This is a genomic window from Acidovorax sp. NPDC077693, assembly GCF_044542805.1.
Taxonomy (GTDB): Bacteria; Pseudomonadota; Gammaproteobacteria; order Burkholderiales; family Burkholderiaceae_C; genus Acidovorax.
Map to the genome: position 1 here is coordinate 138,779 of NZ_JBITVD010000007.1, position 26,586 is coordinate 165,364.

22 protein-coding genes, 1 tRNA gene and 1 pseudogene are annotated in these 26,586 nt (G+C 63.3%); 13 read left to right on the top strand and 11 right to left on the bottom strand.

Annotation, left to right across the window (positions count from 1 at the left end):
• Positions 1–6 precede the first annotated feature (6 nt).
• On the top strand, positions 7–1,215 hold the full coding sequence (locus tag ACIGHN_RS11545) for a zonular occludens toxin domain-containing protein (RefSeq protein ID WP_396504469.1): 1,209 nt from the start codon (positions 7–9) through the stop codon (positions 1,213–1,215).
• A gap of 3 nt (positions 1,216–1,218) precedes the next feature.
• Here the strand turns inward: ACIGHN_RS11545 and ACIGHN_RS11550 are convergent, their stop codons facing one another.
• Complete coding sequence (locus ACIGHN_RS11550) at positions 1,219–1,473, bottom strand: hypothetical protein (RefSeq protein WP_396504470.1); 255 nt, start codon at positions 1,471–1,473, stop codon at positions 1,219–1,221.
• 127 nt (positions 1,474–1,600) lie between these two features.
• Between ACIGHN_RS11550 and ACIGHN_RS11555 the strand changes: the two genes are divergently transcribed.
• Entirely contained in the window at positions 1,601–2,203 is a 603-nt protein-coding gene (locus ACIGHN_RS11555) for a recombinase family protein (RefSeq protein ID WP_396504471.1), read from the top strand.
• A 217-nt stretch (positions 2,204–2,420) separates the two neighbouring features.
• The gene (locus ACIGHN_RS11560; protein ID WP_396504472.1) at positions 2,421–3,137 is read left to right on the top strand and encodes an SIMPL domain-containing protein; all 717 of its coding nucleotides are present in this window, start codon (positions 2,421–2,423) and stop codon (positions 3,135–3,137) included.
• 136 nt (positions 3,138–3,273) lie between these two features.
• Here the strand turns inward: ACIGHN_RS11560 and ACIGHN_RS11565 are convergent, their stop codons facing one another.
• Positions 3,274–4,056, bottom strand: coding sequence for a 3-hydroxybutyrate dehydrogenase (locus tag ACIGHN_RS11565; protein WP_396504473.1), 783 nt, complete (start codon positions 4,054–4,056; stop codon positions 3,274–3,276).
• A gap of 72 nt (positions 4,057–4,128) precedes the next feature.
• Between ACIGHN_RS11565 and ACIGHN_RS11570 the strand changes: the two genes are divergently transcribed.
• From ACIGHN_RS11570 to ACIGHN_RS11580, 3 genes are all read left to right on the top strand, one after another.
• Positions 4,129–5,088 (top strand): alpha/beta fold hydrolase, encoded by a 960-nt coding sequence (locus ACIGHN_RS11570; protein ID WP_396504474.1) that lies wholly within the window; start codon positions 4,129–4,131, stop codon positions 5,086–5,088.
• On the top strand, positions 5,085–7,301 hold the full coding sequence (locus ACIGHN_RS11575; RefSeq protein ID WP_396504475.1) for a RelA/SpoT family protein: 2,217 nt from the start codon (positions 5,085–5,087) through the stop codon (positions 7,299–7,301). The genes ACIGHN_RS11570 and ACIGHN_RS11575 overlap by 4 nt, the downstream gene beginning before the upstream one ends.
• Positions 7,302–7,389: 88 nt before the next feature.
• A tRNA-Val gene (locus ACIGHN_RS11580) sits at positions 7,390–7,466 on the top strand.
• 102 nt (positions 7,467–7,568) lie between these two features.
• Here ACIGHN_RS11580 and ACIGHN_RS11585 read toward each other — a convergent pair.
• From ACIGHN_RS11585 to ACIGHN_RS11595, 3 genes are read right to left on the bottom strand one after another with little or no spacing between them, the layout of a single operon-like run.
• On the bottom strand, positions 7,569–10,355 hold the full coding sequence (locus tag ACIGHN_RS11585; RefSeq protein ID WP_396504476.1) for an SNF2-related protein: 2,787 nt from the start codon (positions 10,353–10,355) through the stop codon (positions 7,569–7,571).
• A complete protein-coding gene (locus ACIGHN_RS11590; RefSeq protein WP_396504477.1) occupies positions 10,352–12,262 on the bottom strand; it encodes a hypothetical protein in 1,911 nt (636 codons plus the stop codon). The genes ACIGHN_RS11585 and ACIGHN_RS11590 overlap by 4 nt, the downstream gene beginning before the upstream one ends.
• Entirely contained in the window at positions 12,259–13,467 is a 1,209-nt protein-coding gene (locus ACIGHN_RS11595; RefSeq protein ID WP_396504478.1) for a hypothetical protein, read from the bottom strand. The genes ACIGHN_RS11590 and ACIGHN_RS11595 overlap by 4 nt, the downstream gene beginning before the upstream one ends.
• Before the next feature lie 367 nt (positions 13,468–13,834).
• On the opposite strand from ACIGHN_RS11595, the gene ACIGHN_RS11600 reads away from it, so the two are divergent.
• Both ACIGHN_RS11600 and ACIGHN_RS11605 read left to right on the top strand, forming a co-directional pair.
• Positions 13,835–14,251 (top strand): hypothetical protein, encoded by a 417-nt coding sequence (locus ACIGHN_RS11600; RefSeq protein WP_396504590.1) that lies wholly within the window; start codon positions 13,835–13,837, stop codon positions 14,249–14,251.
• A pseudogene (locus tag ACIGHN_RS11605) lies at positions 14,178–14,474 on the top strand (IS3 family transposase); the annotation flags it as partial. The gene ACIGHN_RS11600 and the pseudogene ACIGHN_RS11605, both read left to right, overlap by 74 nt.
• A 110-nt stretch (positions 14,475–14,584) precedes the next feature.
• Here ACIGHN_RS11605 and ACIGHN_RS11610 read toward each other — a convergent pair.
• The 6 genes from ACIGHN_RS11610 to ACIGHN_RS11635 all read right to left on the bottom strand — a co-directional run bounded on the left by ACIGHN_RS11610 (position 14,585) and on the right by ACIGHN_RS11635 (position 20,319).
• Positions 14,585–15,517 carry an electron transfer flavoprotein subunit alpha/FixB family protein gene (locus ACIGHN_RS11610; RefSeq protein WP_396504479.1) on the bottom strand — a complete coding sequence of 311 codons (933 nt, stop codon included), beginning with the start codon at positions 15,515–15,517 and terminating at the stop codon, positions 14,585–14,587.
• A gap of 12 nt (positions 15,518–15,529) precedes the next feature.
• Complete coding sequence (locus ACIGHN_RS11615; RefSeq protein WP_396504480.1) at positions 15,530–16,279, bottom strand: electron transfer flavoprotein subunit beta/FixA family protein; 750 nt, start codon at positions 16,277–16,279, stop codon at positions 15,530–15,532.
• A 145-nt stretch (positions 16,280–16,424) separates the two neighbouring features.
• Positions 16,425–17,531 (bottom strand): porin, encoded by a 1,107-nt coding sequence (locus ACIGHN_RS11620; protein WP_396504481.1) that lies wholly within the window; start codon positions 17,529–17,531, stop codon positions 16,425–16,427.
• A 134-nt stretch (positions 17,532–17,665) separates the two neighbouring features.
• Entirely contained in the window at positions 17,666–18,778 is a 1,113-nt protein-coding gene (locus tag ACIGHN_RS11625) for an amidohydrolase family protein (protein ID WP_396504482.1), read from the bottom strand.
• Positions 18,765–19,523 (bottom strand): SDR family NAD(P)-dependent oxidoreductase, encoded by a 759-nt coding sequence (locus tag ACIGHN_RS11630; protein WP_396504483.1) that lies wholly within the window; start codon positions 19,521–19,523, stop codon positions 18,765–18,767. Before ACIGHN_RS11630 ends, ACIGHN_RS11625 begins: the two co-directional genes overlap by 14 nt.
• Before the next feature lie 70 nt (positions 19,524–19,593).
• Entirely contained in the window at positions 19,594–20,319 is a 726-nt protein-coding gene (locus ACIGHN_RS11635) for a TetR/AcrR family transcriptional regulator (RefSeq protein ID WP_396504484.1), read from the bottom strand.
• Between the two features lie 222 nt (positions 20,320–20,541).
• Between ACIGHN_RS11635 and ACIGHN_RS11640 the strand changes: the two genes are divergently transcribed.
• Genes ACIGHN_RS11640 through ACIGHN_RS11660 form a run of 5 tightly spaced genes read left to right on the top strand, consistent with a single transcriptional unit; the run spans position 20,542 to position 26,584 of the window.
• Positions 20,542–21,726: an acyl-CoA dehydrogenase family protein gene (locus ACIGHN_RS11640; protein WP_396504485.1), complete on the top strand. Its 1,185-nt coding sequence runs from the start codon at positions 20,542–20,544 to the stop codon at positions 21,724–21,726.
• 3 nt (positions 21,727–21,729) lie between these two features.
• On the top strand, positions 21,730–22,920 hold the full coding sequence (locus ACIGHN_RS11645; RefSeq protein WP_396504486.1) for an acyl-CoA dehydrogenase family protein: 1,191 nt from the start codon (positions 21,730–21,732) through the stop codon (positions 22,918–22,920).
• Positions 22,917–24,539 carry an AMP-binding protein gene (locus tag ACIGHN_RS11650; RefSeq protein ID WP_396504487.1) on the top strand — a complete coding sequence of 541 codons (1,623 nt, stop codon included), beginning with the start codon at positions 22,917–22,919 and terminating at the stop codon, positions 24,537–24,539. The genes ACIGHN_RS11645 and ACIGHN_RS11650 overlap by 4 nt, the downstream gene beginning before the upstream one ends.
• Entirely contained in the window at positions 24,536–25,528 is a 993-nt protein-coding gene (locus ACIGHN_RS11655; protein ID WP_396504488.1) for a Bug family tripartite tricarboxylate transporter substrate binding protein, read from the top strand. The genes ACIGHN_RS11650 and ACIGHN_RS11655 overlap by 4 nt, the downstream gene beginning before the upstream one ends.
• Positions 25,529–25,582: 54 nt before the next feature.
• Positions 25,583–26,584, top strand: coding sequence for a Bug family tripartite tricarboxylate transporter substrate binding protein (locus ACIGHN_RS11660; RefSeq protein ID WP_396504489.1), 1,002 nt, complete (start codon positions 25,583–25,585; stop codon positions 26,582–26,584).
• Positions 26,585–26,586 lie beyond the last annotated feature (2 nt).

A 26,586-nucleotide genomic window follows, 5' to 3' on the forward strand; every position in this document is an offset into this window, starting at 1 on the left:
CGATCATTGCGCCGCCAGCTCGGCTATCTGTATCTCACGACCGGCGGTAACGGTGCAGGTAAGACACTGTTCACCCTCCGTGATGTCCGCGATTTGCAGGAACGAACCGGCCGCCCGGTCTTCTTTTGGGGGTTTGAAGCAAAGCAGCCTCTGTTGGACTTCGGCTGGCAACCCTTTGAGCCTGCTAAGTGGGAAGAACTGCCGGATGGATCCATCTGCATCGTGGATGAGTGCCAAAAGGTCATGCCCACGCGGGCCACTGGTCAGCCGCCCGCCTGGATTGGTGCCCTTGCTCAGGACAACCGCAAGCGTGGTTTTGACTTCTTCTTCATCACGCAGCACCCGTTGAACATCGATAGCTTCGTGCGCCGCCTCATTGCTGCGCCATCGTGGCATCGCCATTTCAAGGCATCGTTGATGGGCGATGCGAGTAATGAACTCAAGTGGTCTGCTGTGAAGGATCAGCCGCAAAAGGATGGGTCCGGCAAAGACGGCGAGGTGACTAGCCGCAAGTGGCCACGCGAGGTTTATGACTGGTACACGTCGACCAGCATGGATACTCGAAAAAAGGGCATTCCCGCAAAGGTCTGGAAAGGCGTCGGCGCGCTGCTCGTAGCTGGTGCGTTGGTCGCATACGTGGGCTACCAGTTCTTCGGCGCTGCAAAGCCTAAAACGCCTGACGCTGCCGCCGCGGCCACGCCGTCTACGACGGGCGTCGGGCTACCCTCCATCGGCGCGCCTGCGCCCGCTGGGCCTGCATCAAGGGGGCAAGCGCCTATGACCGTGGGCGAGTATCTCGACCACCGCAAGCCACGCATCGCAGACTTCCCTCATACAGCGCCTGCCTACGATCAGGTTACCTCTCCGTCGATTGCTCCTTACCCCGCTGCATGTGTCCAGATGGGCGGGCGTTGCGACTGCTATACGCAACAGGGCACGCTCTTGCGCGTCTCTGCTGCCACTTGCGGGCAGATAGTGCGCCACGGATTTTTTGTTGACTGGAACCTGCAGGGGCAAGCTGCTGGCGCTCACCGGACTTCTCAGCCATCGGCGCCAGTGTCGCCAGACTCTCCCGCTGGTCAGGCCCAGCAACCGCGCACAGTGCCTGTGCCGATGCCTGCAGAGCGTCCTGAGCAGGTCCAGCCTATATCGCAGTGGTCTCAGGGCCTTGCGGCTCGTAATGCTCAGGTTCGCTCCAGCGCTGTGCCTCAGTGATTTTTAGTCTGCTCGTATGTCGTCGATGTTTGCTTCGTCTTTTACCAGAGTCCATTTGTAGCCGGCCGGCGGCGATGCTTGTCCGGTTGACCTAGTGCGTGGTGTCGCTGCCACTATCCCGTCTCTCACGGCTGCTCGTATGCAGAAATAGGTCAGCCAAAACATGATGATGGTGATGCTTATCGTCACCGCAATTTCGAAAATCACTGCGCGGATTGCCAGTGTTTCGAGATTGCTTATGTATGCGTCTACGTTCATTGCCTACCCTCAAATTTGATAGAGAGTCATTGGCCCGTTTTGGGGCGGTTTTTCGGCCATTAGCTCTCTAGGTATTGCTGCAAAGTTTTGTCAAAACGTTCCCGGTCCAATAATTTTAGGAGGTGCGATGTTGGTTGGCTACGCGAGGGTGTCTACGAGAGAACAGGAAACAAGACTGCAATTGGATGCTTTGCGCCGTGCTGGCGTTGAGCGTTTTTTCGAGGAGAAGGCTAGCGCTGTTGGGCATCGGCCTGTCTTGCGTCAGTGCTTCGATTCGCTTAGTCGTGGCGATGTGTTGGTGTTCTGGAAAATGGACCGTATTGCTAGGTCGCTCCGCGATTTGCTGGGATTTGCTGAGGAGCTTTCGGAGAAGGGCGTTAGCCTGCGGTCACTGTCTGAGCCTATCGATACGTCAACGCCTGTCGGTGAGTATCTGTTTCACAATCTTGGTGCGTTTGCTCAGCTTGAGCGTTCGTTAATTCGAGAGCGGGTTTTCGCTGGGCAGGTTGCCGCTATGCGCGCTGGTGTTCGTTTTGGTCGGCCCAGGTTGTTGCAGCCCGATAGGCATGCTGTAGTGCAGGGAATGGCGCGTGCTGGATTGTCGAAGTCAGAGATTGGGCGGCGCCTCGGGGTTAGTCCGGCTACCGTGCGCCGGTCGTTGCTGGACGCGGATGGTCACCCTCGACGTTTGTATAAGGCTCGGCTTGTCTATGAGGCGGCTATTGCTTAGGCTGTTGGGTGCAGGGCGAAGCCCTGCCAGTGGCCAAAAAAATAGCCCGGATAAACCGGGCTTTCTTTTGTGGGATTGTTGCCATCAGTAACAAGTTTTGCCCAGCTTCGCACGCTGGTGCGCCGTGGTTCAAACGTGCTGCCATCCCGTGCGGTTATGGTGAAGCCCGCACATGCCCGCATGGAGGCTGTGTTTTGCCTTGAAGGACATTCAGACCATGAAAAAAACTACCAAAATGATAGCTGCCAGCGCTTTACTGGCTTGCGCTGGTGCCGCTTTTGCTCAAACCGCTGCGCCCGTGCCCGAGCCGCGCAATGTGGTGCAGTTGTCGGCCACAGGCACGGTCGAAGTGCAGCAGGACCTGCTGGTGCTCAACCTCGCCACCAGCAAGGAGGCAGCCGACGCAGCCACCGTGCAGACCCAGCTCAAGCAGGCGCTTGACACGGCCCTGACCGAAGCCAAGCGCAATGCGCAGCCCGGCCAGCTGGATGTGCGCACGGGCCCGTTCGGCCTGTACCCGCGTTATGGCAAGGACGGCAAGATCAATGGCTGGCAGGGCCGGGCGGAGCTGGTGCTGGAAGGGCGTGACTTCTCGCGCATCACCACCACTGCCGGCAAGATCCAGACAATGTCCATCAGCCAGGTGGCCTTCGGCCTGTCGCGGGAGGCGCGTGCCAAGGTCGAGGGCGAGGCCCAGACGCAAGCCATCGAGCAGTTCAAGGCGCGTGCGGCAGAACTGGCCAAGGGCTTTGGTTTCAGCAACTACAGCCTGCGCGAAGTGGCGGTCAACAGCAACGAGTCGATGCCTGGTCCTCGCCCCCGCATGATGGCTGCCGAGGCCAAGATGGGTTCGTTCTCGGATTCCGCGGTACCGGTGGAAGCCGGCAAGGCCCAGGTCATCGTGAACGTGTCCGGCTCCGTGCAGATGCGTTGATGGAACGGCCCGCCACCAGGCGTTGAAGGCGCGAGGGGGTGAAGCCAAATGGAACAAGGAAAAAGCGCCGGCCATCTTGGCTGGCGCTTTTTTTCCGGGAGGGCGCCACGGCGCCCGACCCGCAGGCCTGCCGGGTTTACTGCGCGGCCCAGCCGCCGTCCATGTTCCAGGCCACGCCACGTACGTTGTTCGCGGCGGGGGAGCAGAAGAACACCGCCAGTTCGCCCAGCTCCTCGGGCGTGGTGAACTGCATCGAGGGCTCTTTTTCGCCCAGCAGCAGCTTCTTGGCGTCTTCGTTCGACAGGCCGTGCTCCTGCGCCTTGGCGTCCACCTGCTTTTGCACCAGCGGGGTGAGCACCCAGCCGGGGCAGATGGCGTTGCAGGTGACGCCCGTCGTGGCGTTCTCCAGCGCGGTGACCTTGGTGAGCCCGACGATGCCGTGCTTGGCGGCCACGTAGGCCGATTTCTGTGCCGAACCCACCAGGCCGTGCACCGAAGCCACATTGATGATGCGGCCCCAGTTGGCGCTCTTCATGCCGGGCAGCGCCAGGCGCGAGGTGTGGAAGGCGCTGGAGAGGTTGATGGCCATCACCGCGTCCCAGCGCTCCACGGGGAAATCCTCCACGTTGGCCACGTGCTGAATGCCCGCGTTGTTGACCAGGATGTCCACCCGCCCGAACTGCGAGGCGCTGTACTTCATCATGTCTTCGATGTCCGCCGCGCGGCTCATGTCGGCACCGTGGTAGGTCACCTGGATGCCTGCGGATTCGCCGTCGGCCAGCACTTCGGCGCGCGGGCCATCCACATCGCCGAAACCGTTGAGCACGATGTTGGCGCCCTGGCGGGCCAGGGCCTTGGCGATGCCCAGGCCGATACCGCTGGTGGAGCCGGTGACGAGGGCGGTTTTGCCTTTCAGCATGAGAGTCTCTCCCGAATGAATTACGATGCAACGCAGCTGATTATCAAGCGCTGCTCCCGGATTCCGCCCCCCATGATTGAACCTACGCTGAACTACGTACTGTGCCCCGGCCCTGCGGCCGCACCGGTGTCAGCAGGCGCAGCGCCTGCCCCTGCACAGCAGCATCGCATGGCGTACTGGGAGTGGAATGCGACGGGCGACCCCGCGCACCCGCACGTGATCGTCTGCGTGCATGGTCTTTCGCGGCAGGGGCGCGACTTCGATACCTTGGCCGCAGAGCTCGCCCGCCATGCGCGCGTGGTGTGCCCCGACGTGGTGGGCCGGGGCCGCAGCGACTGGCTGGCAGACCCCATGGGCTATCAGATTCCCCAATACGCGGCCGACATGCTGTCGCTGGTGGCGCGACTGCACCAGCAGGCACCCATCAGCACCCTGGATTGGGTGGGCACCAGCATGGGGGGGCTCATCGGAATGGGCATTGCGGGCCAGCCGGGCCTGCCCTTGCCGGTGCCAGTGCGCCGCATGGTGCTCAACGATGTCGGGCCCGTCATTCAGTGGCAGGCGCTGCAGCGCATCGGGCAGTACCTGGGGCAGATGGCCCGCTTTGAATCGGTGGAGCAGGCGGCCCAGGCGATGTGGGCGATCTCCACGAGCTTCGGGCCGCACACCGAGGCCCAGTGGCTCGATCTGTCGCGGGCGATGGTGCGTCCCCTGCCGGACGGTGGCGTGACGCTGCATTACGACCCCCAGATCGCCGTGCCTTTCAAGACATTGACGCAAGACTCGGCGGCTGCGGGCGAAGCGGCGCTCTGGCACCTGTACGACCACATCACGGCGCGCACGCTGCTGTTGCGTGGAGCCCAGTCCGATCTGCTGTCCCGCGATACGGCGCAGGCCATGACGCAGCGCGGTCCCCGTGCGCATGTGGTGGAGTTCGAAGGCGTGGGGCATGCGCCCACGCTGGTGGCGGCTGACCAGGTCGCCGCCGTCACGGGTTTCTTGCTGGCAGCAGAAGGTGCGACGGCGGAATGAAAACCAACCTTTCCGCTGCTGCGACCGCATCCCCCCAGCCAGACGCCGTTCCTCAGCTCATCGCGGCCACGGCGCACACGCTGCCGGAGCAGGTGAATGCGCTGGTGCGCGCACGGGCCTTTGCCGAGCCGTTGATGGCGGGCGAAACCCTCGATTCGGGGGAAAACACGCTGGCCCATGCTGACGCCGTGGCGGCCATCCTCAAAGGCATCGGCGGCTCCGAAGCCATGCAGGCGGCCAGCTATCTGGTGCATGCCTGCATTCACCTGGCCAAGCCGCACGACGTGATCTCCAAGGCGTTTGGCGAGAACTTCGCCGCGCTGGCGGTAGAGACCACCAAGCTCATGCGGGTGCAGCAGCAGGCCCGCGCCGGGGACCGTGTGGATGGCCAGGCGCTGCAGACCGAGAACGTGCGCAAGATGCTGCTGGCCTTCTCGCGCGACCTGCGGGTGGTCATGCTGCGCCTGGCCTCGCGCCTGCAGACGCTGCGCTTTCATGCCGCCAGCAAGCGGCCCGTTCCGCCCAGCCTGGCGCGTGAGTCGCTGCAGGTGTTTGCGCCGCTGGCCAACCGCCTGGGTATCTGGCAGATCAAGTGGGAGCTGGAAGACCTGTCGTTCCGGTTTCTGGAGCCGGACACCTACAAGGAAGTCGCCCGCCTGCTCGACGAGAAACGCGGCGAGCGCGAGGTCTACATGGTGCAGTTGCGCTCGCGCGTCGAGGCCGACCTGCGCGCGCACAGCATCAGCGCCAGCGTGCAGGGCCGCCCCAAGCACATCTACAGCATCGTCAAGAAGATGCGCGGCAAGTCGCTCAACTTCGATCAGGTGCTGGACATCCGCGCGCTGCGCGTGGTCGTGCCCACGGTCAAGGACTGCTACGCAGCCCTCAGCTGGGTGCACCAGCAATTCAAGCCCATCGTCGAGGAGTTCGACGACTACATCGCCAAACCCAAGCCCAACGGCTACCAGTCGCTGCACACCATCGTGCGCGACGACAACGGCAAGCCCATCGAAATCCAGATCCGCACCCAGGCCATGCACGACCATGCCGAGCACGGCGTGGCGGCCCACTGGGCCTACAAGGAGGCCGGCAGCAAGGGCTATGCGGGCGTGTCCGCCACGGGCGAGTACGACGCCAAGATCGCCGTGCTGCGCCAGTTGCTGGCCTGGGAGCGGGACCTGTCGGGCACCACCGAGTCCAACAGCGGCCTCTTCGAAGACCGCATTTACGTGCTGACCCCCGACGCCGCTGTGGTCGAGTTGCAGCAGGGCGCGACCCCCGTGGACTTTGCCTATGCCGTGCACACCAGCGTGGGGCATCGCTGCCGTGGCGCCCGTGTGGATGGCGCCATGGTGCCACTCAACACCCCGCTGCAAAACGGGCAGACGGTCGAAATTTCCACCGTCAAGGAAGGCCGCCCGTCGCGCGACTGGCTCAACGCCGATCTGGGCTACCTGACCAGCCACCGCGCCAAGGCCAAGGTGCGCGCCTGGTTCAACGCGCAGGCCACGCATGAAACCATCGGCCGCGGCCGGGAAGCGGTCGAGAAGCTGCTGCAGCGCGAAGGCAGGACGGCCATGAGGCTGGACGACCTGGCGGCGCAACTTGGGTTCAAGTCCGCCGACGCATTGTTCGAAGTGGTGGGCAAGGACGAGTTTTCGCTGCGCAACATAGAGACCGTGCTGCGCCCGCCCGAGCCGGTGCGGCAGCCCGACGACTACCTGCTGCTCAAGAAGACCCGCACCAACGAATCGGCGCCCAAGGGCGGCGTGCTGGTGGTGGGCATCGATTCATTGATGACGCAGCTGGCCAAATGCTGCAAGCCCGCGCCGCCGGATGACATCCGCGGCTTCGTCACCCGCGGAAACGGCGTGAGCGTGCACCGCGCGGACTGCAGCAACTTCCGCGAGATGGCGGCGCGCAGCGTGGAGCGGGTGATCGAGGTGGAGTGGGGCGTGCCCAAAACCGCCGCCCAGGCTGCCGTCTACCCAGTCGACGTGGCCGTGGAAGCCGCAGACCGCCAGGGGCTGCTGCGTGACATCTCGGAAGTCTTTGCGCGCGAGAAGACCAACGTGATCGGCGTGCAGACCCAGTCGGTCAAAGGCACGGCCTGGATGACGTTCACGGTCGAGGTCGCCGACTCGGGGCGTCTGAACAAGGTGCTGGGCATCGTGTCGGGTGTGCCGGGGGTGCGTTCGGCGCGTCGGCGTTGATGAGTGATGGCAGCAGCCTTGCAATGATTTCGCTGCACATTTCAAAACGCCTGTTTTTTATGGCTATAATCGTGGTCTAAACAACGACAGGCGCGTAGCTCAGCTGGTTAGAGCACCACCTTGACATGGTGGGGGTCGTTGGTTCGAGTCCAATCGCGCCTACCAAAATTGCAAGCTTAACCAGGGTTTGCAGCGAAAGTGCCCACTAACAAGTGGGCTTTTTTGTTTGCTGGTACGGAAAAAGTACGGAAATGCAATCGGCGTTGCTTAAACCTGGTGATGCTTCACCGCACCGTCGACCTCTATGAACTGGCCACCAGCGTTCCGGTCCATCGTGATATCGTCTTCAAAGACCTCAGCAATTTTTGCTCTTTGTTCCCGGAGGTTCTCGATCTGGCGCGCTTCTAGTGTGTCGCTCAAGTGCGGATAAGCGATTGCTAGTTTTGCTTGGGCTTTCTCACGAAGCAGCCGTCGCTCGATTTGCCCAAAAAAACGATCGACACGGCCAATGCGCTGCTCTAGATCTCCTGAGGTCCAAGGAAGGCCGTAGTGCATCACGCGGTCACAGAACAGATGCAGGTTCACGCCCTCGCGAATCGTGTCCGTTCCGAACATCGCGTACGGCATGCCGGGCATATTGAACTGGCAGATCGCCAGCTTATGTCCGCCGGTGCCGCCGGTGATGGCCACAACCGGGTCAATACTGACCATGAAAGTGAAGCTGTCGAGTCGCGCCAGCGCGACAGAGGATTTTGGTGCAAGGCTGCCTACCGCCGAAGAGAATATGAGGCGATAGTGCTCACACCATTCCCTCCAATGCTGCAGCAGGCGTGCCGCATCTGTGCTTCCTGTCTTCAACCACGCCACGAATTCGTCAAGCATGGAAGTATTGCTCTCGTGACCACGCTGCTCCGCGCAACGCAAGTCGACGAGAACATCTGTCAGCTTCATGTATTGAGACAGCACCGTCGCCACGATCTTGCGCCAATGAACGGCGTCAGCACTCGAAGGCTCAACATCAGCGGGCAACTTGAGTAGGTGGTCTGCCTCTGCCCGAGTCCAGATCGACTCGAAAAGGAGCAGGGCGTCATCGCGGTTGACTGGGCCTGACGAAGCTTGGGCCGCAACTTCGCATAGATCGACATCCGCTTTGTGCAGAACGGGACGTAGTGCGTCAGCCAGCGCTGTAGCTTGCGTCTGATCGAGATGAAAAATCTCCAGCGGATAGCGCTCCAGGCAGTGCCACGCGAGGTAACGCGATTGCTCGCGACGATATCTCTTGTCCGAACGTGTCGCCGCGGCAGCCGACTCCCGCCACAGATCGTCCGGGATCGCGTTCGCAGCTGACACGGGATCGACACCTTGGATTGAACAAAGCCATCGAAACCAATTCAGTTCAAAGAAGAGGGCGTTGCGCTGACCATCGTTGAACGAGCTTCGGAATTTGTATAACCATTTACCTTGACGCTGTGCGACGCGCAGACGGTTCAGGTCGTCGTTTTCATCTTGGCTGTCGAGATCTTCGGGTACGGCGTCGTGGGGGTCTTCGATCGACGAGATGGGCTGCGTGATCTCGTCGTTCGTGGATTGCAAGCCGGCCTCCCAATCAACCTTGAAATTCCACGTCGTTTCGCAGCGTTGCTCGATTCCCGTCAAGTACTGCTTCATCAGGCGCTCTCGCAGAATGCGTATGCTGCTTAGCCGACGACAGAAGACAACAGTCTTACTGCCTCCTGGATAGGCGCTGGAGCCATCGCCCCAAGCGGTCTTGCGCAGATGATCAGCGACCGCGTCCACCTTCGGGTGAGGCAGGCCCATTTCAAACTGTTGGGTGAAATCCTGGCTGACCTTCGAGACGAACCCCTCGTCTGGTGCGTGGTTCTCGTGCGAACCTGTATGCCCCTCCTGAACGAAGTCGCTCTTCTCCGAAACTTGCGCTTCAGGATTCTCCTCGGCGTCCACCTGTTTCGTTGCCGCACGATTCTTGAGCGAATCTTCAAGACTTTCGAATGATGCGATATAGCCAGTGCGAAACCGGAACCCGTCGCCGTCGCTGAGGTGGCCAACCAGGTGTTTCTGCATCAGAGCGATCGACAGCGTGTCGAGGGTGCCCTGGCAGTGAAATGCGAACTTTGTGTCGTCGTCGTCCCGGTACGTCCTTTTGTGTACTACCTTATCGTCGACAGTGAACGTGCGCGGGCGGCGCACGAAGTAACGCTTGACCGCGCTGCGCAATGCCTTGGCATCCTCCTCGGCGTTGCCAGTTACGCGGATTGGCTTGTCGCCGCCTTGGTATTCGTTCATGACCGCCGCGATGTTGCCCACACCTGAATGAGCCGGTGTGGCACTCAAGAAGAGCCAACGGTCGACCTGTCCTTTGAAGAGCTTCTTGAAGACGGTGTTGGTCTGCTGGCCGTCAATGTTCCGTAAACACTGCGCTTCGTCAACGATGACCAGGTCAAAACGTGCATTCTGACGGGCAAGCCATTTGTTCACATCGTTGGCAAACGCGACGTTGAAATCCCAACTCCTCGTCGCCACGGTCGTGGGCACATCCGCACGAAACTTGATGTTCGGAAGGTCCAGCCCCTCAGTCGCCGTCTGCCAAGGCAAATCAGCTTTGAACACTGGGCGGCTGAAGCTTGGATGCCGCAGCAGCGAGACGCTCGGCCCTTGCGCAAATTCTCGCAGCCATGAGCGCAGATTGTCGTAGCGGGAGACGGCAGGTATTGCCTGCGACGCGACGTATTCGTTAAAGCGCTCTGCCTCGTTCTCCCAGCCGTTCTGAACACCTTCGCGAGGTGCGATGATCAGCACGCGCGCATTGGGATGGTCGCCAAGAATGCACGAGATAACGCCGAGCGCCTGCATCGTCTTTCCCAGGCCGACTTCGTCCGCCAGGTAGGCGATGCCTTGGTTTCGGCGCAGGATGTTGCAAATGCGACTGACACCTTCGAGTTGAAGTTGGACAAGGGCTTTGTTCGGAGGTCCAAACACACCGCGGCAGGAGAAATCGAGATGTTGCGAGACCGATTCCGTGGACCACTTTCTCATTGCGCGCCTGCTTTCGAGAGCTGGTGGGTGTACCAGGCCAGCATTTCAGGTGACCTCGTTCGAGCTGTCCGTGTGGACGCCTCAGCGGCCAGATCGCGCTCGACGAGTGTTTTGAGCTCGTCTTCTCGCCGTTTCAGGCGTTTAAGCTTGTTTTTTAGATGCGGGACACGGTCGTAGAACGGCCTTAGAAGGCCGATGCATTCCTTGACCACAAGCCACTGTCTGACCGATGGGACCGATTCGTCGGCCATGCTCTCGGCCAGCGCGATCACGCTATCCGATCGTGTCACGGCAAGTTCGGCGAGTTGGCGTGAATCGCCTGAAGCTCTTTGTAGTCGTCCTTGCATGTCCCGGACGACCCGATAGAAAAGAAACCAGTCAAATGCAGATTCCTTGTCTTCGGGCTTGATCACCTGCTGTTCGTCCACAGGGTCTTCAGCGCCGCCTTCACCGTCCTCGTTGACCTGGCTGCCAGGATCGTCTTCATCTGGTGGCGGCGGTTCGGCAGCGCTCCTGTTTTGCCAGGATTGAAGGATGTCACGAACCGGCAGAGGTCTGGCGTAGAGGAGCGTGGATTCTTGGACGTTCACTTCTTCTACCAAGCCCTCGATAGGCTCGCTTTCTTGCAAGGTAAAAGTGAATGTTCGAGCCTCAAGGGCGCCTTTGCGACTACCCGAGCAAGCGTCGGCAGTGAGCGTGAAAGGCCCACCGCCGTTCGGAAGTCGCAACGTGATCGGAAACGCCTTCGAAGTGCCATCTGTCTGCCATCTGAAAGTTCCGTCGTGCCAGTCGTATTGGACCGATACGTACGCAGGAAGCGGGGTAGGGGCATCTTCCGATGTGCTCTCCTCGGGCAACCCGTCTGTTGGGAGGTCGACCGTGGCAGGTTGCTTAAGATTGCTCTGGTCGAACATCATCGACTCGACATTGCCCTGTGTCTCGCTCCAGAATTGCCCGCGGTCGGTAAAGTTCGAAGACCCCAAACCCATGAATTGACCGCGCGTGGTTTGAATTTTGTAGAACTTCAGATGGTGGAATCGGCCATGTTGGCCTTGCCAGGCGCACACCGCCGGATCGGGGTCGGCGCAGCCATAGAGTTGAGCCACCGTACTCTTCCCTAAGCCGACTGCCTTGAAGTGAGGAGGACAGCGCGCGGCGATCAGCTCGATCCGGACGTCCCGGAGCTCGGTCGCAGCCCGGGAAGAGTCCCCCCAGTACGGCGACCCAGCGACCACGGAAGTCAGACTGCCGTACTGCTGTTTAAGGAACGACCACAGCGAGGAGTGCAAAGGGGAAAAATACACTCGAACGTCTTGTTTAGCCTGCGGCGGACCGCCCTCGGGATCGGTCAGGGCGCGCTGTGCTCTCAGGCCGTCCATCGCGTCGAGGGCTGCCTTCAGGACATCCGAAGGCCTTTTCCTGTTTGCTTGGAGCCATTCGAGGTACTGGGTGAGCTCTTTCGCAGGCTGTTCGGACTTGGCGTGAATCCAGGCGTCCGCGAATCCTTCTAGATTCTTACCCCATCCAGAAAGAGTGAGATTGGCAGACATCGCCGCGATGTAGACCCATTGCTCTCCGTTGGAATCCTTGCCGATAAGAATGATGTTTTTTGGGTGGAACAGTCGGTTCGGTCCTTGATACACCGGCAGCGCCGAATAGCGAAACCGGTGCTTGCTGGGTGTGAGCAGCAAAGCATCGTAGAAAACCGCCACCCGTGTCGATGAAAGTTCCTTGTGGATCCGTGCCTCGCGCACTGTGCGCTTGTCATCAGGCTGGCACTTGAATAGCGCTGCAAGGGCGTTCTGCTCGAAGAAGTCAGCATTGAAGGTGAAGGTGCTGAAAAGCGCGACCTCAATTTCCTTGAATCGCTCAGCGACCTGCGTCAGGCGCTCGCGTATGACCGTCATGGCAACCTCCGTGCCGTACGCACCGCAAGCTGTCGCAGTGAGTCGAGGTAGTACGAATTGCGCCAAACGTGGCGTACGTCGATCTGCTGGTCTTCCGTGGGCTCGGTGGCCACCACACTCTCGAGCTTCCTGGTATCGCTCCAGGAGATCAGCGGTGTGGTGCCTCTGCTTGCGCTTATGAGTCGGTGATGCTCGATCACGTTTTCGATCAGCGATGCCGACGTATCCAATGAAAATGATGCCAGCGCGCTGTGCCGATTAGCTGACAGGCCTTCATATTTGCCGCTGCTTTTGAATCGGCTCTGGGCGCCACGCAGCGCAGTCAAGTGCATAGGAAGCTTCTCTGCCAGCTCCTTGAGCGTACATCCTGGATGACTACCGAGCCATTCGAAGACCAGGTCGAGGGATGTGATGTATCGCTCGCAATGGCTCACGTCTTGCAGAGGTTGCTCGAACAGGGGAAGCCTCTGCAGCGCTCGAGCCAGGAGCTTATCGATCGTCTCGTCGTTTTGCTCGCTTGCGAGCTCCGCCAGAGCGGTCGTCACCGGAGAGTTGGCAGGGCAGACCAGTTTGTTCCGGAAGTAAGACCGCTGAGGTGGGCGCTCCACAATCCGAGCAAGCTGCGAGATTTTTTTAGAGCTCCGCTGTGCAACGGTGATGCGCTGCTTGGGGTCTGCCAAAGATGTCGCAATGGGACCGAACATGGTTCTGACGACCTCCGTGCTCGACAGTACCTGCTTGGCCAGGACGCTTGGTACCCGGCCACTGGCGTCGACCAGGCCAGCCGTTTCGGCGGGGTTGCGATAGATACCCCAGGTTCCGTTCGTCAGAGGACTGTTCACAAGGAAGTCGCGTCGACCGTCCAGTCCTATCCATAGATCCCTTTCTTGCGCATCCTTCAGGCGGCGTGAACCGGGCAAGCGCCAATCGGTGGCATTCATCTTGCACGCTCGAGCAAATATCTGTTCGATCAGCAAGAAGAAGTTGTGCAGGTCCTTTTGCGGCCGCTTGTGCTGGACTGCAAAAGTTGGCCACCAAGCAAGCGCTGTGATGAGGATCTGAAATCCCTCGACCTGGCGGCTGGCGCCGGTCAGTGCCGGCACGATGTCCCGAGCTCTGCGCTGCCAGATCACCTGAGTGCCTAGCGGATCGCGGCCTGAAAGAGGCAAGGCAAGGGTGTCGTCTTCTGAAGTGAATGCAAACACCCGAAAAGTCTCCCAGATTCTTCTATATCGTTTGTGCGGTGAATCGGTAATGTATTCGTTGCTACGAGCCATCGCAAATCAAACGGCAAACAACGCTGCAATTGTTCTCACGTCCGTCATTCTCCGAGTCGGAAGACCCGATTGCCACGATGCATGTGCAACTGCAAAGCGGGGCTAGCTACTGCGGATGAATCGGGCCGATGACCGAATCGTCGGTCCGAATTTCTGTTGCCGTCCTTACTTGGCAATAAGCGTTGCGAGACTCGCTAGGCTATCGACTCCGATCCTGTCCGAATGCCCAAGAGAGCCAAGTTTCTTTTCGGTTTGCTCTAGATCTCTAGCGAAGCGTCACAACCAGGTAGAAATGATGAACAAGAAAGCGACCTTTAACCTTCAGCACAACGAGGCATTTGAAGCGCTCGGAGTCATCGAGGCGGGCACGCACTGGAGCGCGTTTGACGTCAGCAAGACCGCAGCCCAGCGCGGCGAGGCGCTTCGATTCGCAATGGCGATATGGACTACGCAAGGTGATGCGGACGATCCCGGCGGACTTCAACCGGCAATCATTCGTGACCGGCGCAGCGGATCGCGTTGGTACAAGTTTCCCAGAGAGGGCAGCAGCGGGGGTGCGGCGGAAAACTTGGACTACCTGGAGATAGTTCATGTATTCATACGAAGACCGCATCCGGGCGGTCACGCTCTACATCAAGCTGGGCAAGCGCACCGGGGCGACTATTCGCCAGTTGGGCTATCCGACGAAGAACTCTTTGAGGAGCTGGCATGAGGAGTACGAGCGGCGCCTGGACCTGTCGTCCGGCTACGTGCGCTCGAAGCCGAAGTATTCTCAAATTCAGAAGGAGCAGGCTGTCAAGCACTACGCCGAGCACGGGCGCTGTATTGCCTCCGCGGTCAAGGCGTTGGGCTATCCGTGCCGCGATTTGCTGCGTGCCTGGATTCATGAACTGAATCCCGACTCCCGCCAGCGCGTTGTCGGCAGGGCCGTCAGGACTATCCCCTGTAGAGTTCGAACAGCAACATTCCCAAAGGCTCAAAAGTGTCTAGATAAGCCGGGGCGATTCAACCGCAAGCGATGCCTTTTAGCGGGCCAGCGGCGTGCTCAGAGCGCCTTGACCAATTCAGGAACGGCCGTGAACAGATCAGCCTCCAGGCCGTAGTCGGCCACGCTGAAGATCGGCGCTTCCGGGTCCTTGTTGATCGCGACGATCACCTTGGAGTCCTTCATGCCGGCCAAGTGCTGGATCGCGCCCGAGATGCCGGCGGCCACATACAGCTGCGGCGCGACGATCTTGCCCGTCTGGCCCACCTGCAGGTCGTTCGGTGCGTAGCCCGCATCCACCGCGGCGCGCGATGCGCCGATGGCCGCGCCCAGCTTGTCGGCCAGGGGCGTGATGACTTCGTCGAACTTTTCCTTGCTGCCCAGCGCGCGGCCGCCGGAGACGATGATCTTGGCGGCGGTCAGCTCGGGGCGGTCGTTCTTGGCGATCTCGCTGCCCAGGAAGGTGCTCTTGCCGGCGTCGGCCGTTGCAGCGGCGGTTTCCACCGCGGCGGAGCCACCGGAGGAAGCCGCAGCGTCAAAGCCCGTAGTGCGCACGGTGATGACCTTCACGCTGTCGGCGCTTTGCACCGTGGCGACGGCGTTGCCGGCGTAGATGGGGCGCTCGAAGGTGTCGGCGGCGACCACCTTGGTGATGTCGCTGATCTGCGCGACATCGAGTTTGGCGGCCACGCGGGGTGCCACGTTCTTGCCGCTGGCGGTGGACGCGAACAGGATGTGGCTGTAGCTCGACGCAATGGCCAGCACCTGGGCGGCCACGTTTTCTGCCAGGCCATGTTCGAGGCCCGGGGCATCGGCATGGATGACCTTGGCAACACCGGCGATCTGGCCCGCAGCGGCTGCGGCGGCGCCTGCGTTGTGGCCGGCCACCAGCACGTGCACGTCGCCGCCACACGCCACAGCGGCGGTCACGGTGTTGAGGGTTGCGCCCTTGATGGTCGCGTTGTCGTGTTCAGCAATAACGAGTACGGTCATTTCTTGTTCTCCTTAGATGACTTTTGCTTCGTTCTTGAGCTTGTCGACCAAAGCGGCCACATCGGCCACCTTGACGCCGGCACCGCGCTTGGCGGGCTCGGTCACCTTCAGGGTCTTCAGGCGCGGCGCCACGTCCACGCCGAGGTCTTCGGGCTTGACGGTATCGAGCTGCTTCTTCTTGGCCTTCATGATGTTGGGCAAGGTGACGTAGCGGGGCTCGTTCAGGCGCAGGTCGGTGGTGATGACCGCTGGCAGCGTCAGCGACAGCGTCTCAGCGCCGCCATCGACTTCACGGGTCACGCTGACCTTGTCGGCCGACAGTTCGACCTTGCTGGCGAACGTGGCTTGCGGCAGGTCGGCCAGGGCCGCCAGCATCTGGCCGGTCTGGTTGGCATCGTCGTCGATGGCCTGCTTGCCCAGGATGATGAGGCCGGGCTGTTCCTTGTCGACCAGGGCCTTGAGCAGCTTGGCCACGGCCAGGGGCTGCAGCTCGGCATCGGTCTCGACCAGGATGGCGCGGTCGGCGCCGATGGCCATGGCGGTGCGCAGGGTTTCCTGGCACTGGGCCACGCCGCAGGACACAGCGATGACTTCGGTCACCAGGCCCTTTTCTTTCAGGCGCACGGCCTCTTCGACGGCGATCTCGTCAAAGGGGTTCATGCTCATCTTCACGTTGGCGATGTCCACACCCGTGTTGTCCGATTTGACGCGGACCTTCACGTTGTAGTCCACCACGCGCTTGACGGGGACGAGAATTTTCACGTGTCTACCTTTCATGCTGTCGCTGCTGTGACCCGGCCTGGAACCGGCCGGTCGGAATGGATGTGCCAGAGCACGACCACCATCGTGCTCTGGCACGAGCGCCTCCTCTCGCCAGGAGGCGCTTCAAGCCTTGGAGCCAGTGCCCTCAGAAGCTGTGCCGGACGCCGAAGGACAGGGCCTTCGCGTTGGCGCCCATGGCGGCGGGGGCTACGGCGACGGTGCTTCCCACCAGCACCGTGTTGCTGGTGCTGTTGTTCTTGACCAGGCCACCAGACACGTAGAGCGCCGTGCGCTTGGACAGGAAGTACTCGTAGGTCGCGCCATAGATCGTGGCTTGCCCATCCGCGATGCCAGGCATTCTTTCGGTCTTGTTCCTGATGACTTGCAAGAGGATCTGGCTTTGGGTGAGGGGAATGGTCGCGCCGACCCAGGCAGACTCGCTCTTGAGGAGGCTCGTGGCCGCCAGCACCTTGTTCTTCTCGGAAGGGTTGAAGGTGTAGTACCCCGTGGCCAGGCGCACAGGTCCGAAGTTGTAGGAGCCTGCCGCGGTCCACTCGGACTGCCAGGCCGCGGCGGCTCCCGTGGGGATGTCCTTCGCATACTGGCGGAAACGCGCGTAGCCTGCGGTACCGAGCCAGGGGCCGTCGGCGTAGGTCAGGCTTCCTCCGTGGAAATTGCCGGCGTCGCTGGAGGCCGCCTCGCCCGGGGCCACCATGAAGCGGGCAGTCACGGGGCCGCCTTTCCACGATCCGAAGATCGAGTTGTTGATGCGGGCCGTGGATTGGTGGCCAGGGTCGCCTGCCACGGAGGCCGGGCTCTGCAGGCTGCCAATGCCCGTCTGCTGCAGGTTGCCCCAGTAGTTGCCCACACCGGGGTCCACTGCCAGCAGCGACAGCGCCACGGGCGAGAGCTGCCTGCCGGCACGGACTTCCCAGTTGGTGCCGCTCAACCCCACCCAGGAGGCCCGGCCGAAGGCGGCACCGCCTTGCTGCAGGACGCCGGTGCTGCCGTCAAAACCCTGTTCGAGCACGAAGTTGGCCTTGAGCCCGCCGCCCAGGTCTTCCGTGCCGCGAAAGCCCAGGCGAGAGGCCCAGCCCGCCCCGGAGTCGAGCCGCGTGGTGCTGCCGGCACCGTTGTCCACCCAGGTCACTGACGCATCGAGCACGCCATAGATGGTCACCGAGGATTGCGCGTAGGCCAGCGGGGAGCCCAGCAAGGCCAGCACCGCAGTGGATGAGATGAGTTTGTTCACGTTGTCTCCGTTCAATGTTTGTCATGCACGGCGGACGGGCACGCCGACCGCCGGTTCGAAATGTAGCGTAACTTACCGGTCGGCAGGTAATTTAGTTGAACGATGTTTGGCGTGATTGCGACAGCCGTACCGGCTCAGGACGCAGGTTGCAAAGACAGATCGATGCCGTACGTGCGCGCCGCGGTGCCGCTGAAAAGCTGCGTTCGCTCCGAGGGGCTGCAGGCCTTCGTGGCATGCTTGAACGCGTTCCAGAGCACCGGGTAGCTGCAGCCCACCTTATCGACCGGAAAGTTGCTCTCGAACATGCACCGGTCTGCGCCGAATGCCTCGATGCACACCTCGAAATACGGAGACCAGGCGTTCGCGATCACTTCCGAGCGCGCGGGCCGGTCGGCCTGGTCCAGGCCGAAGCCCATGCGGTGCATGGCCAGGCCACCCAGCTTGAGCCGCAGGTTCGGCCGCTGGGCCAGTGCGCGGATGTGCCCGCGCCATGCGTCGAACACCTGCGCGCGCTCGCCGGCATAGGGGCCGATGCCCAGGGGCCCTCCGCAGTGGTTGAGCACCATGGGCGTGTCCGGGCACTGGTCGGCGAGGAAGGCCACGTCCGGCAGTTGCGTGTGGTAGACCCACAGGTCGAGCGACAGGCCCATGGCGCCAAGGCGCCGGGTGGCTTGCCGGGCTGTGTCATCGCGAAGGATGCCCTCGCGGCCCTGCGTGGCTGGATGGACAGCCGGGTCGCTGTGCCAGGTGGGGCGCGCGCGGATGCCCCTGAGGCGCCCCTGTCCTGCTTCGATGTGCTTCTCCAGCACGGGTTCGATTCCGTCACCCAGCGCCAGGTCGGCCCACCCGACGATGGCGGCGCAGATCTGCGTGTGCGATCCCGTCTGTGCGAAGGCCAGCGCCTGTGCGGCTGCGAACGCGGTTTCCCCCACCGGCCTGAGCGCCTCCGGGCCATCGGCCAGATAGTGCGAATGGCAGTCCACGAACACGGTGGCGCGTATGTCGTGCCCGGTGCGAAGGTCCTGGCCCATGTCGGCCTGCAGATAGCTTGCGCCGGCCAGCACCCACAGGTGGTGGTGGGCATCCACGATGGGCAGGTCCGGCTCGATGGCGTCTTCGTGGTGCAGCGCCAGCCAATCGGCCCGGGGCAGGGCGATGCTGGCATGCGCAGCCACGGTGGGCTGAACGGCGGGGGTGGAGGCGGGGGCGGGGGCGTTGTGGCCCGGGCTGTGGTCAGAGGAGGGCATGCGTGACTCCCCCGTCCACCAGCATGGATTCCCCGGTCATGAAGCTGCTCTCGTCCGATGCGAGGAAGCAGGCTGCCGCCGCGATGTCGTCCACGTGCCCCAGGCGCCCCAGCGGGGTGCGCGCGATGCGCCGCGCCGCCACGGACTCGTCCATGTTGATGCGCACGCCTTCGGTGGGTACCGTGCCGGGTGCGATGGCGTTCACGCGGATCTTGCGGGCGCCCAGCTCGACGGCTGCGGAGCGCGTGAGGCCCAGGGCCGCAGCCTTCACTCCGCAGTAGACCAGCGCGCCAGGAATGCCCAGAAAGCCCGCGGCCGAGGCGATGTTGATGATGGAGCCGCCGCCGCTGCGGCCCATGGCAGGTGCTGCCGCCTGGATGCCCCAGACGATGGAGTGAAAGCCGGTGGCTGTCATGCGATCGAGCATCTCGGGCGTGATGTCCTGGGTCGGGCCGTAGCGCACCCAGATCGCGTTGTTCACCAGGATGTCGAACCGGCCATGCTGCGTCTCCAGCGCGTCCACGGCCTGCGTGAACGTCTCGCGCAATGCGACATTGCCGCCGAAGCCCTGGGCCCGGCCTCCGCCTTGCCGGATCTCATCGGCAGCCTTTTGTGCCAGGTCTTCGCGGATGTCGAGCACCCCGACGATGGCCCCTTGGTCGGCGAAGGCCTGGGCGATCGCCCGTCCTATGCCCTGTGCGCCGCCGGTGACCAGTGCCACCCTGTTGTCAAGCCTTTGGTTCATGCATGTCTCCTGAAAAATTACTTGTCGACCGGTAATCCAGCAAGGCAAAAAAAGGGCCCCCAGGTCCCCGTCAGGCCCGGGGCGTTGCCTTCTTGCGCGCGGTGCTGGAGGGCGTCTTTGCGGCCGGTGGTGGCGCGTCCGTGGGCGACGCAGCGGCGCTGGATGCTGCAGGCTCGCGCACCGTCATGCCCAGCAGGGCCATGTCGACGTACTGGCCCATGACATCCTTCACGCTCAGCTTTCCCTTGGGGGAGTGCCAGCGCGTGACGTAGTTCAGCCCGGACAGCAGAAAACGGGTGGTCATGGCGGCATCTGCGTCGCGGAATTCGCCCGAATCGATCCCCTCCTGGACGCAGCGGCGCAGCAGCTTCTCGTAGGTGTCTCTCAAGTGCAGCGCCACGCCCCTCTGCTCGGTGTGGCCTGCTTCGCGAAAAGCGTTGGCGCCGGCCAGCCAATGGTCGCGATGTTCGTCGAGAAAGTGCGCCGATGAGCGCATGAACGCGCGAACCCGCTCGGTCGGGGTGTTGGCGCGCGCCACGTCGGCGCCGACCATCTGGACCAGGGCATCGAGCGACTGGATCACCACCCGCTCATAGAGATCGTCCTTGTTCGGGAAGTGGTAGTACAGCGCGGCTTTGGTGATCTTGGCCTCTTCGGCAATGTCCCGCAGCGAGGTGGCGTGAAAGCCTCTGTGCGCGAACAGCCGGCGAGCGATGTCCAGCAGTTGGTCTTCGCGGTTGCCGCTGGCCAGGGAGGGATCGGTGGGGGCTTTTTTCGTGCCAGCGCGGGGAGCCATAGCGGGTGCTTTCTTGGTGGGGAAATCGTGGAGATTAACCCGCATTGGCCTGAGGGCATCGGCTGGATCGGGTTATCCACGAGACACAGACCTTGTGGGTCTGAAGGATTTCGAAGTATTATTAACCAGTCGGCAGGTAAATTTTGCCGAGAAGGCGAGAACTTTCATATGGGCAGTGGGCCAAACTGCAATCCATAACTTACCGAGCGGCAGGTAAATTTCATGAGACTTGATCAAAACGAAGCGGACCGCGCATTCCGGCACGAGGTGCGGCGCTTTTGCGAGCAGAACGTACCCGATGCCTTGCGCGAACGCGTGCGCTCCGGCATGCGGGCCACGCCCGACGGCTTTCGCCAGTGGCAGAACATCCTGTTCCGCCAGGGATGGGGGGCACCCACCTGGCCGCGCGAGCACGGCGGTACCGGCTGGTCGCCGGTGCAGATCCACATCTTCGAGCAGGAGACTGCGGCCGCGGATGCGCCGCCGCAATTCCACCAGGGCCTGGAGCTCATCGGTCCCATCATCTTCACCTATGGCACGGCCGAGCAGAAGGCACGGTACCTGCCTCGCATCCTGTCGGGCGAAGACTGGTGGTGCCAGGGCTATTCGGAGCCCCAGGCCGGGTCCGACCTGGCCGGCCTGCGCACCCGCGCCGTGCGCGACGGCGACCACTATGTGGTCACCGGCCAGAAGCTGTGGACGAGCTATGCCCATGCGGCCAACCGCATGTTCTGCCTGGTGCGCACCAGCGATGAGACGCGCAAGCAGGACGGCATCTCGCTGCTGCTGATGGACATGGACGCGCCCGGCATCACCGTGCGCCCGTTCCACACGCTCGACGAGCAGTCCCACGTCACGGAAGTGTTTTTGGATGCCGTGCGGGTGCCGGCCAGCCAGCTGCTGGGCGAGGAAGGCCGCGGCTGGAGCTATGGCAAGGTGCTCCTGGACCGCGAGCGCGCCTTGACGGCGACCTTGGGCGTGCGGCTGGCAAGGCAGCTCGAACAGGTGAAGGAGCTGGCACGCAAGACGCCAGACGCAGGGTCCAGCCTTTACCTGAACCCTGGCTTTCGCTCCAAGCTGGCGCAACTGGAGATCGAGGTGCAGGCGATCGAGCAGATGGGCCTGCGCATGCTGGCCGACAACGTGGCGGGTGTGGACACCGGGCCGCGCGGCTCCATGCTCAAGCTGCGCTGGTCGGAGCTGCTGCAGCGTGCCACGGAGCTGTGGGTGGAGACCCTGGGCTACGACGGCACGCGCTTTGCGTCCGCAGGGGGCGCGCCGGGTACCGTTCCCATGGAGCAGTCGGGCCCGATGACGGCCTACCTCCACAGCCGCGTCACCAGCATCTATGGTGGTTCCAACGAAATCCAGCGCAACATCATCGCGCGCCGTGCACTCGGCCTTTAAGACATGCACAACCATTACACACCCGAACAGAAGATGCTGGCGGACGGCGTGGAGCGCTTCGTGCGTGAGCACGGGCGTTTCGAGCAGTGGCGCAAGCTCACGGCAGCAGGGGCTGCCTACGACGAAGACAACTGGCGCCGCATGGCGGACATGGGATGGCTGGCGCTGGCCATCCCGGAAGAGCACGGGGGCTTCGGTGCCTCGGCGGCCGACACCATGATCGTGGCCGAGGGCATCGGGCGGGGCCTGTTGCGCGAGCCTTTCGTCAGCACCAGTGTGATGGCGGCCCGCCTGCTCGCCAGGGCGGGTACCGCCGAGCAGTGCACGCTGTTCGAGGGCATGGCGGATGGCAGCGTCCGCATCGCCGTCGCACTGGGCGAAGCCGCTGGGCGCTTTCACCTGAACAGCGTGCGCACGCGTGCCATGCCCTCGGGGGCGGGCTTTCGGCTGAGCGGCGAGAAGTCCTGGGTGCCCGATGCCAGCACGGCGCACTGGCTCATCGTGCCTGCCCGCACCCGCGGCTCGGAAGGGGATGCGTCGAGCATCTCCCTGTTCCTGGTTCCGGCAGATTCGCCCGGGCTGCGGCGCACCGACTTTCGCAGTCCCGATCACCAGCACATCAGCCAGCTGCAGATGGATGGGCTGGACCTTCCCGAATCGGCGCTGCTGGGGCCCCTGCATGAAGGCCTGGCGCTGCTGGAATATGCGGTGGACCATGCGATCGCAGCACGCCTGGCCGAGGCCTGCGGCGCGATGGATGCGGTCAGCGAAATGACGCTCGACTACCTCAAGGTGCGCAAGCAGTTCGGCACGACCATCGGCAGCTTCCAGGCGCTGCAGCACCGCATGGTCGACATGAGCATTGCCTGCGAAGAGTCCCGCTCGATGCTGCAACTGGCGCTGGACGGCCTGGACGCCCCGCCTGCCCAGCGCAGGAGGTCCATCGCCGCTGCCAAGGCGCGAATCGGCCAGTGCGGCCTGTACGTGGGCTACCAGGCGGTGCAATTGCACGGCGGCGTGGGAACCAGCGACGAACTGGCCGTGAGCCACTACCTCAAGCGCCTGGCCATGATCGACACCGCCTACGGCAACGCCGACTTCCAGCGCGATCGCTTCATCGCGTTGTCGGACGCGGTGCCCGCCGCAGTATCGCAAGACGCTGCTTCCACCGTGGAACAGGAGCAGATGGCATGAGCGAACCGGCCGCATCCCGCTGGAACCTGGCCGACATCTTCGATGGTGTGGCTGCGCGTGTTCCCGCAGACCGACCTGCCATCGTGCAGGGAGACAAGGTGGTGAGCTGGGGCGAGCTCGACGCACGCAGCAACCGCGTGGCACGGGCTCTGCTCGCCGCCGGGCATGGCGCTGGCGAAAGGGTGGGGTTCCTGTCGAGGAACCATCTCGGCTACATCGAGGGCTTTGTGGCCTGCCTCAAGTCGCGCCTGATCCATGTGAACCTCAACTACCGGTACACGGTGGATGAAGTCGCAGGCGTTCTGGAAGACGCGGGTGCCACGGCCTTGCTCTACCAGCAAGAGTTCGCGCCGCTGGTGGCTGAGCTGGCCACGCGCTTGCCGGCACTGCGCTCACGCATCTGCCTCGACGGAGAAAGCCTGGGCCGTGAAGCCACGGCCAGCTTCCAGGCCTGGGCGGCGCAAGGCGACACCAGCCCGCTGGACATCGCGCGGGACGAGCGGGACCCGCTGCTGCTTTACACCGGCGGTACCACGGGCCGGCCCAAAGGCGTGATCTGGCCGGGCAACCACTACCGGGCATGCCAGCTGGAATCGCCCCTGGTGCAGCGGCGCCCTGCCAGCCTGCCCGAGCACCTGGACATGGTCGAAGCCAACGCTGCGCCCGGCCGTGTGCTGCCCGCATGCCCGCTGATGCACGGCGCAGGCATCAGCAGCACGCTGGCCGAGCTGCTCAATGGCGGCACGGCCTTGCTGCTCGCGCACCGCAGCTTCGATCCGCACGAGCTGTGGCAACTGGCGGAGCGTGGTCGCGCGACCCGTGTGCTGATCGTCGGCGATGTGTTCGCGCGCCCCATGCTGGCGGCGCTGGACGAAAAGCCCGGCCGCTACGACCTCTCTGCGCTCAAGGTCATCAGCTCCGCGGGCCTGATGTGGAGCGAGGAAATCAAGGCAGGCTTGCTGCGCCACCTTCCTTCGGTGGTGCTGGCCGACATCTACGGCGCGTCCGAGGCCGCGGGCCTGGGCTACGCCATCACCACGCGGGACAAGGCCACGCCCACGGGCCGGTTCGAGCCGGGTCCGCATACCGTCATGGTGGGCGACGACGGGCGCATCGTGCCGGCAGGGCAGGAGGGCGAAGGCTGGCTCGCCCGGGGTGAACCATTGCCCGAAGGCTACTTCGGGGACCCGCGCAAGACCGCGGAAGTGTTCCGCACCATCGACGGCCGGCGTTACGCCGTGCCGGGTGACCGCGTGCGTCGCCATCCCGACGGCTCCATGCAACTGCTCGGGCGCGGCAGCCTGGTCATCAACTCCGGCGGCGAGAAGATCTATGTGGAGGAAGTCGAGGAAGCCCTCAAGCGGCTGCCGGGCGTGCGGGATGTGCTGGTGGTGGGCGTGCCCGACGAACGCTGGGGCAATGCCATCGTCGCTCTGCTCGATACCGGCGGCGTGCCTGCGAATGCCCAGGCCTTGCGCACGGGCCTGGCGCCGTACCTCGCAGGCTACAAGGTGCCCAAGCACTTCCTGGTGGTGGAGCAACTGCCCCGCGCCGACAGCGGCAAGGGCGACTACCGCGCCGCGCGCAAGCTTGCGCAGGCGCAACTGGAGGCCGCATGAGACGCAGCACATTCCTCAAAGCCCTGCCTGCAGTCTTGGCGGGACACCTGGCGGGTGCCAGCCTGCTGATCACGCCGCATGCCCGCGCGGCAGAGGACGCCTGGCCCGGCAAGCCGATCCGGCTCATCGTGCCTGCCGCGCCGGGTGGCGGATCGGACACGGTGGCGCGGATCGTGGCGCAGGCCCTGGGTGAAAAGCTGGGCCAGCCCGTGGTGGTGGACAACCGCGCGGGCGCAGCGGGCACGCTGGGTGTCGCCGTCGGCCTTCAGGCGCCCGCCGATGGCTACACCTTCATCTGGTGCACGCCGTCGGCGCAGATCATGTCGCCAGGCAGCATCCGCTACGACCCGGTCAAGGACCTGGCCCCCGTCAGCCTGCTGGTGTCCGCCTCCTACCTGCTGGTGGTGGGCAACCAGCAACCCTGGCGAACCGTGCGCGAACTGGTCGATGCCGCGCGCGACAAGCCGGGCCAGCTGAACTACGGCACGGCGGGAACCGGCTCTTTCGGCCACTACATGGCCGCATCGTTCGGCCTGGCCGCCGGCGGCGAGCTGACGCAGGTGCCCTTCACCGGTGAAGGGCCCGCCATGGTGGCGTTGATGCGCGGTGATGTGCAGATGGCCTTCATCAGCGGCGCCGGTGCATTGCCGCACGTGAGCTCCGGCCGTGTGCGCGCATTGGGCGTCTCTGCAGCGCAGCCCATGGAAGGCATGCCGACGAACATTCCCGCGGTGGCTGCAAGCCTTCCGGGATTCGACCTGGTGGCGATCAACTACCTGGCCGCTCGCACTGGAACGCCCCAGCCCATCATCGACCGCATGAGCCAGGCCGTCCAGGCCGTGCTGTCCAACCCGTCCGTGCGGGAGCGGGTGCTGGGGCTGGGCGTGTCGCCCGTGGCCAGCACGCCCCAGGTGCTGGGCCAGCGCATCGCCACCGAGCGCAAGCGGGTTCAGGACACGCTGAAGCGCGCCGGCATCGTGCTGGAGTAGCCGGCCCTCCATTCCCCTGGACATGCACAGACCACAACAAGAGAACGAGACAACATGAGCCACACCCATCCCCCAAGCCAAGGACTTCGCCGCCGCGACGCGCTCGCCGCTGCATTGGCCGGCATCGCAACGCCTTTTACTGCACTGGCCTCGGGCCCTGAGTCCAACTGGCCCCACCGGCCCGTGCGCATGGTGGTGCCGTTTCCGCCCGGCGGCGGCTCCGACGCCGTGGCCCGCATCCTCTCGACCGTTCTCTCGGAAAAGCTGGGGCAGCCCGTGGTGCTCGACAACAAACCCGGCGGTGCCGGCACGGTCGGTGTGTCCTACGCACTGCAGCAGCCTGCGGACGGCTACACCATCGTGTGGTGCACGCCCGCTGCGCAGTACCTGGCACCCAAGTCGGTGCGCTACGACCCGGTGGCCGACTTCGCGCCGGTGAGCCAGACGGTGGCCGCCACCTACATTCTCGTGGTCGACCCGAAGCTGAACATCCATTCGGTGGCCGATCTCGTCGCGGCGGCCAAGGCCAAGCCGGGCAGCATCAACTACGCCACTGCGGGGATTGGAGGCCAGGGCCACCTCATGGGGGCGTATTTCAACCTGCTGGCCGGTACCGACATGACCATGGTGCCCTTCACCGGCGAGGCTCCGGCCATCACGGGCGTGATCGGCAGCCAGGTGCATGCCACGTTCGTGAGCAGTGCCGCCGCCATGCCGCAGGTCAAGGCGGGCAAGGTGCGGGCCATCGGCATGTCCGCGGCCAACCGCCTTCCCGGCATCCCCGCGGACATTCCTCCGATTGCCGCGACGCTGCCGGGCTACGACGTCACGGCGATCAACTACATCGCCATGCGCAGCGGCACCCCCAAAGCCATCGTGGACCGCCTGAGCAAGCTCATTAACGAAGCGCTGGCGACCCCGTCCGTGCGCGACCGCATCGCGGCCGTGGGCGTGGTGCCCGTCGGCAGCACGCCGGAGGAGCTCGGGCAGCGCGTGGCCGCGGAGCGCACCAAGTGGACGGACGTGCTGCAGAAAACCAACATCGTTCTCGAATGACC

Coding starts and splice junctions, on each gene's coding strand:
- ACIGHN_RS11630 (WP_396504483.1), bottom strand. CDS start 19,523: ATGAACCAAAGGCTTGACAACAGGGTGGCACTGGTCACCGGCGGCGCA.
- ACIGHN_RS11560 (WP_396504472.1), top strand. CDS start 2,421: ATGAAAAAAACTACCAAAATGATAGCTGCCAGCGCTTTACTGGCTTGC.
- ACIGHN_RS11610 (WP_396504479.1), bottom strand. CDS start 15,517: ATGACCGTACTCGTTATTGCTGAACACGACAACGCGACCATCAAGGGC.
- ACIGHN_RS11550 (WP_396504470.1), bottom strand. CDS start 1,473: ATGAACGTAGACGCATACATAAGCAATCTCGAAACACTGGCAATCCGC.
- ACIGHN_RS11585 (WP_396504476.1), bottom strand. CDS start 10,355: ATGAGAAAGTGGTCCACGGAATCGGTCTCGCAACATCTCGATTTCTCC.
- ACIGHN_RS11625 (WP_396504482.1), bottom strand. CDS start 18,778: ATGCCCTCCTCTGACCACAGCCCGGGCCACAACGCCCCCGCCCCCGCC.
- ACIGHN_RS11645 (WP_396504486.1), top strand. CDS start 21,730: ATGCACAACCATTACACACCCGAACAGAAGATGCTGGCGGACGGCGTG.
- ACIGHN_RS11650 (WP_396504487.1), top strand. CDS start 22,917: ATGAGCGAACCGGCCGCATCCCGCTGGAACCTGGCCGACATCTTCGAT.
- ACIGHN_RS11600 (WP_396504590.1), top strand. CDS start 13,835: ATGAACAAGAAAGCGACCTTTAACCTTCAGCACAACGAGGCATTTGAA.
- ACIGHN_RS11590 (WP_396504477.1), bottom strand. CDS start 12,262: ATGACGGTCATACGCGAGCGCCTGACGCAGGTCGCTGAGCGATTCAAG.
- ACIGHN_RS11575 (WP_396504475.1), top strand. CDS start 5,085: ATGAAAACCAACCTTTCCGCTGCTGCGACCGCATCCCCCCAGCCAGAC.
- ACIGHN_RS11570 (WP_396504474.1), top strand. CDS start 4,129: ATGATTGAACCTACGCTGAACTACGTACTGTGCCCCGGCCCTGCGGCC.
- ACIGHN_RS11655 (WP_396504488.1), top strand. CDS start 24,536: ATGAGACGCAGCACATTCCTCAAAGCCCTGCCTGCAGTCTTGGCGGGA.
- ACIGHN_RS11640 (WP_396504485.1), top strand. CDS start 20,542: ATGAGACTTGATCAAAACGAAGCGGACCGCGCATTCCGGCACGAGGTG.
- ACIGHN_RS11565 (WP_396504473.1), bottom strand. CDS start 4,056: ATGCTGAAAGGCAAAACCGCCCTCGTCACCGGCTCCACCAGCGGTATC.
- ACIGHN_RS11635 (WP_396504484.1), bottom strand. CDS start 20,319: ATGGCTCCCCGCGCTGGCACGAAAAAAGCCCCCACCGATCCCTCCCTG.
- ACIGHN_RS11555 (WP_396504471.1), top strand. CDS start 1,601: ATGTTGGTTGGCTACGCGAGGGTGTCTACGAGAGAACAGGAAACAAGA.
- ACIGHN_RS11660 (WP_396504489.1), top strand. CDS start 25,583: ATGAGCCACACCCATCCCCCAAGCCAAGGACTTCGCCGCCGCGACGCG.